6 protein-coding genes are annotated in these 5,409 nt (G+C 62.1%); 4 read left to right on the top strand and 2 right to left on the bottom strand.

Annotation, left to right across the window (positions count from 1 at the left end; translation table 11 throughout):
- From ACP5EL_RS06875 to ACP5EL_RS06860, 4 genes are all read left to right on the top strand, one after another.
- A partial coding sequence (locus tag ACP5EL_RS06875) for a phenylacetate--CoA ligase family protein (protein ID WP_428401776.1) occupies window positions 1–981 on the top strand: 981 nt, incomplete at its 5' end.
- Between the two features lie 49 nt (window positions 982–1,030).
- Window positions 1,031–1,741, top strand: a complete 711-nt coding sequence (locus ACP5EL_RS06870) for a DNA alkylation repair protein (protein WP_428401775.1) — start codon at window positions 1,031–1,033, stop codon at window positions 1,739–1,741.
- 103 nt (window positions 1,742–1,844) lie between these two features.
- Complete coding sequence (locus tag ACP5EL_RS06865; RefSeq protein ID WP_428401774.1) at window positions 1,845–2,252, top strand: hypothetical protein; 408 nt, start codon at window positions 1,845–1,847, stop codon at window positions 2,250–2,252.
- Between the two features lie 131 nt (window positions 2,253–2,383).
- On the top strand, window positions 2,384–3,067 hold the full coding sequence (locus tag ACP5EL_RS06860; protein ID WP_428401773.1) for a DUF2202 domain-containing protein: 684 nt from the start codon (window positions 2,384–2,386) through the stop codon (window positions 3,065–3,067).
- Window positions 3,068–3,091: 24 nt separating this feature from the next.
- On the opposite strand, the gene ACP5EL_RS06855 is transcribed toward ACP5EL_RS06860, so the two are convergent.
- Window positions 3,092–3,382 carry a hypothetical protein gene (locus ACP5EL_RS06855; RefSeq protein WP_428401772.1) on the bottom strand — a complete coding sequence of 97 codons (291 nt, stop codon included), beginning with the start codon at window positions 3,380–3,382 and terminating at the stop codon, window positions 3,092–3,094.
- A gap of 60 nt (window positions 3,383–3,442) precedes the next feature.
- Window positions 3,443–5,409 (bottom strand): DUF3656 domain-containing U32 family peptidase (locus tag ACP5EL_RS06850; protein WP_428401771.1); only part of this gene is annotated, 1,967 nt, incomplete at its 5' end.

The raw sequence follows: 5,409 nt of genomic DNA, 5'->3' as shown, positions 1-5,409 counted from the left end.
GTCATGCCCTACACCATCGGAGATCTAAACCAGTGGGCGGAGTGCATGGCTCGCTGCTATCGGATGGCGGGAGCGGTCCCCGGTGACGCCGCTCAGATCACGCCCCTCTTCGGCCTCTTCAACGGCGGCTTCGGGATGTACCACGGGGCTCGGGCCGCGGGCCTCTTCGTCATCCCGGCGGGGCCGGGGAACACCGCCCGCCAGATCAGGCTGGCCAAAGACTTCGGAACCCGGGTGATCACCGGCGTCGTCAGCTACGGCATCCGCCTGATGGAGGTGATGGAGGAGATGAACGAGTCTCTGCCGAGCCTGGAGATGGGGATCTTCGGGGCCGAGGTCTTTTCCGACTCCATGAAAAAGAAGATCTCCGCAGGGCTGGGGATCGAGGCCTTCGACATCTACGGGATGACCGAATCCGGCGGCGTCGGGACCCTGGGGATGGATTGCAAAGCCCACGACGGCCTCCACGTCTGGGAGGACCACTACATCGTCGAGGTGATCGACCCCGAGACGAAAGAGCCCGTCGAGGACGGCGAGACCGGAGAGCTGGTGGTGACCGCCCTGACGCGAGAGGCCCTGCCCGTGATCAGGTTCAGGACCGCAGACCTGACGCGTGTCGTCAGCCGCGACCCCTGCGACTGCGGCAGAACCCACGTCAAGATCGCCCCCATCACCGGGAGGATCGACGATATGCTGATCATAAAGGGGGTGAACTTCTTCCCCCGGCAGGTGGAGCAGGCATTGATGCAGATCCCCGGGGTCGGGTCGAACTACCAGATAATAATCGAGGAGACGGACGGGGTGAGAGACGTCAGGATCAACGTCGAGGCCGAGGCCGGAATTACCGGCTACGTCGTGGAGAAGGCGCTGAAGGAGGCCCTCGGATTCAGCCCCAAGGGGGACGTCTACCCCCTCGGCGGCCTGCCCCGCCAGGACGGGAAGGCGAAGAGGGTCTTTTACAAGAGGGCAGGAGAGGACTAAACTCAAATCATCCTCCGGTTCTGGCGGAGGGGCGGGATCTGGTGAGAAGATGAAGGGCGATGTGATCGCTGCCTTGAGAAGAGAGCTTGAGGAGAAGGCGGATGAGAGGACGAGGGAGAGCGGCCAGAGGTTCTTCAAAGAGGGGGCGCTGCTCCACGGCGTCAGGGCGTCCGTGGTCAGGGAGATCGCAAAGAGGCATTTTCGAGAGATCAAGTTCCTGGAGAAGGGGGAGATCTTCTCCCTCTCTGAGGAGCTGTTAAAGTCCGACTACTTCGAGGAGGCGGCCGTCGCCTTCGAGTGGGTCTATTCGATCAGGAGGCGATACGAGCCCTCCGACTTCTTCATCTTCGAGAGGTGGATCACCCAATACGTCAACAACTGGGCGAAGTGCGACACCCTGGCAAACCACGCCCTCGGCACCTTCATCGAGATGTACCCGGAGCACCTGGAGAATCTCAAGGGCTGGACGGGATCAGAGAACCGATGGCTGCGGCGGGCGGCGGCGGTGACCCTCATACACCCGGCCCGGAAGGGCGACCTTCTTGATGACGTCTTCGAGATATCCGACCTGCTCCTTTCGGACAGAGACGACCTGGTCCAGAAGGGGTACGGCTGGATGCTGAAGGAGGCGAGCAAGAAGCACCAGCAGGAGGTCTTCGAGTACGTCATGAAGAATAAGGCCTCTATGCCCCGGACAGCCCTGCGGTACGCCATCGAGAAGATGCCTGCGGATTTAAGGCGGAGGGCGATGGAGAGGTGAGCGTTGGCCAGATGATAAAGGCTCTTCGCTCCCGTCTGCTCTATCCGGCCTCTCTATCGCCGGAGCCGTCTCTTTTTTATGGGCCGCCCCCACAGATTGAAGCATGAGACCCAGCACTTTTGAGGTCACGGAGCGGCGGGCGAAGATCAACGTCTTTCGGGTGGGCAGGATCTGGGCCTTCAAGCACTTCTTCGGGGAGAAGGAGACCTTCAAACTCCTGGCCGACCATTACAGCCGCGATAACTACCGCTTCGAGTTTCTCACCGAGCACGAGAGGGACGAGGCCACCGAGAAGCTGAGAGCCCGGGGTTTCGAGATACATCTGGTCGAGGACCCAGCGGGCTACGTCGTCAGCCTGGAGAAGTCCAGCAAGTACGCTTCGGTCCTGAAGAACTCCATCGAATACGCCGAGACACAGAACGAGCGGGTATTCCTGATGAAGGACCTGGTCTCTGTCGAGCTGGCCCTGGATTTCGGGGCCGAGATCTACGATGGGATAATGCCCTTCTGACCCATCTGATCTCTCGGGGTCTCCTCTGATCCGCCCCAGGGCTAAAGCTCAGGCCAGAGCGGGGATGGGGACGGCAGTTTTGGCGGGGCCGGGGACAACTTATATACAATATTTCAACCTAATATCTCATCATGAAAGAGAGATTTTTGGCGGTGGGTCTCATCGCCTTGGCGCTGATAGGCGCCGCTTCTGCTATGCCGCCCGCCGACCGGGGCGCCCTTCTGGATGAGAACAGCGCCACCTTCCTGGACGTAGTCTCCATCCGGGATGCCGTCGCCGCGATGCCGAAGGCCGACCTCAACGAGAGCGAGATCGAGGGGATCCTCTTTATGAGGGAGGAGGAGAAGCTGGCCAGGGACGCCTACTGGGCCTTCGATGACCTGTACACCCTTCCTGTCTTCGATAACATCGCCCGAGCCGAGGAGACCCACATGGACTCGGTGAAGGTGCTCATGGACAAGTACGAACTTGACGACAACATCCTGGAGGCCGGAGAGTTCGCAGACCCCCACCTTCAGGTCCTCTACCACGACCTGGTGGAAGAGGGCAGCTCGTCGGTGGAGGAGGCCCTCCGGGCGGGAGCGGTCATCGAGGAGACTGACATCCAGGACCTATTGGACAGGCTCGCCGAGACCGACAACGAGGACATAAAGATGGTATACGAGGCTCTGATGAGGGGGTCGAGAAACCACCTGCGGGCCTTTGCAAACAACCTGGAGCGGCGCGGGATCGATTATACTCCCCAGATCCTGAGCGATGAGGAGTACGACGCGATCTTCGGCAGTTCCGTCGAGAGAGGGCCCTATCAGTCTTAGGATCCTCATCCTTTTTCGAGATGGCTACCATCTTCTGTAGGAGTCGCGAAACCTCTTCTTGAACTCCCATATCTCCCGCTCCGAGGCGTTCATCCTCCAGCCCAGGTCGTAGAACTCCTTCTCCCGCTCCGTCCCGGTCAGGATCGGCCTGAGGAAGCACTCGCATTGCCTCCCGTCGAGACCGCGCTCGTTGCATCTCCAGCCGTCCCCGTCCTTGAGGTGGTTTGAAAGAAGGTGGCCGCAGACGCAGCACGTGCCGCTCCGGTGGTCGGGACGGAGCGCCTCGTGCCGACCTTTGATAAAGGATTCCGCCATCGTAAACACCTCTTCTGCTCTTTCGTCAAATCCTCTCCCATCTCTTCGCCGAAGTCGGCCTCATTCATTCCTACCTCGGAGGAAGGCGCCTTTGGTGATGCCGCCCAGGGAGATCTCTCTGGCCTCTCTCTTGAGCCTTTCGAGCTCTTCGCCCGCCAGGGCCTCGTTGTAGATCTCCGCCATCTTCCGGGCGTAGCCGGCCGTTCTGCCCCGGGCGTCGATGGCGATCGATCCGACGCCCAGATCGGCGATCTTCGGCACCTCGTCGATCAGGGAGAGCTCGACGGCGTTATAGATGTGAGTCCTGCCCTCGCCGTCCCTCCGGACGGGGAAGATCCGGCCCGTCTTATCCTCGATCCCCCAGAAGGCCTCCCCGGCCCCTTCGACAGGCCCGCACCCCAGGGCCGATGATAGGAGGCAGTCTTCGGCCACCATCGCCTCGACGCTCCCCTGGACCAGAACCTCGAGGTCGGGGCGGTTTGGGACCGACCGAGACCGAGCCGCAAGCTCCTCCATCTCCCGGACCGAGAGCTCCAGGGATAGGGTCAGCCTCTGAAATGAGGACGCCAGCATCTCCATGGTCAAACTGTTCCAGACGTTGAGCCCAAGAGATCCCGAGACCCTCATCTCTGGTGCCATGGCCTTTACCATCTCTGCGAGTCCCACCCCCTCCACCATCACCTCGTCCACCTCGGCCCTCTCCAGCAGCGGGATCGCAAAGTCGAGAAAACTGCGCCTAGCTATCCTCGGCCACTTCCAGACGAGGTCGGCGTCCCCGCCCTCGCAGATCTCTCTTGCGAGGCGGATCGTCGAGAGGAGCTCGCCGGAGCCGGTCTTCCCTGGTCTGCACCTCCTGCCATCGGCGATGCCGATGACCGGCTCGAAGTAGACTCTGCTGCATCCGCCCTCCGACGCCCCGGAGACGATCTCGAGGGTGCTCGCGTAGACCGAGAGGGTGGGCTTCGATTTGGCCGAAGCCGATCTTAGGGGCGCGGCCCTTCTCCTCTCAAAAAGCCTCTCCAGCCTCTTTCTCGCCTCGCCCACCTCATCATCGGACGGCCTGAAGTAGGCGGCGACCTCCCTTGCGACCCCCTCCAGAAAATCACGCCTCAGCCTATTGATCTCCCCCAGAGGCGCAAAGAGGCCTCCCGGGTAGTCCATCTCGACCCTCCTGATGAAAAATGGGGTGCCTCCGGTCTTTCGGAGCTGGGCCTCGATCTGGCCCTCGGAGAGGGGCTGCTTGACGGCCGGCTCCATCGAGAAGTCGGCCTCCAAGCCGGATCTCACCACTTCTCCGCCGGGGAGGAAGACATTTCCCTCCAGCGCGGGCCTTCCATCTTCCCATCGGACCAAGAGGTCGATGGGGATCTCCGGCCGGGTCCATCCTCGACCTTCGCCGAGCCCGGCCCTCCGGGTGAGAAAGACCTCTGCCCCTGTCTTTACCGGCTCGGAAAGATAGAGTCGGATCAGGCCGTCTTCAACGTCGACGGAGGATTTGATCACAAGCCCCAGCTCCTTCTTCCCCGAGAATATGACCAGGCCGTCCCCCACCCCCGGGACGAGGTCGCCTTCGATCCTGACGGCGGCCGTCTTCCGACGTCCCTCCCAGGAGACGACCTCTCCGATCCGAAGGCCCCGGTTGTCGGGCCGCTCCGGGCACACCAGATCTCCCCGCTCAGCGCCGCCGAGGCGACCGGGGGTGAACTCCCGGTTGAAGGCGAGGGCCAGATCCCTCTCGTCCTCCAAAGACGGGGTCCACCCGCCCTCCGCGATGGCGTCGAGAGCCCTCCTGTAGATGGAGACGACGACCCTCACATAATCGGGCGACCTCATCCTCCCCTCGATCTTCAGAGCCGCGATGGGAGCCCTCACCAGATCGTCGAGGTGGCGGTAGACGGCCAGGTCCCTGGTGGAGAGGAGATAGCGCCCAGCGAGGGGCACCTCTTCGGTCGCGAAGGGCCTGCCGTAGGCGTCCCGCTCCCGGCTCTTCAGGAGGCGGTAGGGCTTTCTGCAGGGCTGGGCGCACA

The organism is Methanocrinis sp. (genome assembly GCF_049974945.1).
Taxonomy (GTDB): domain Archaea; phylum Halobacteriota; class Methanosarcinia; order Methanotrichales; family Methanotrichaceae; genus Methanocrinis.
This window is presented reverse-complemented; position numbering and strand designations above follow the sequence as displayed.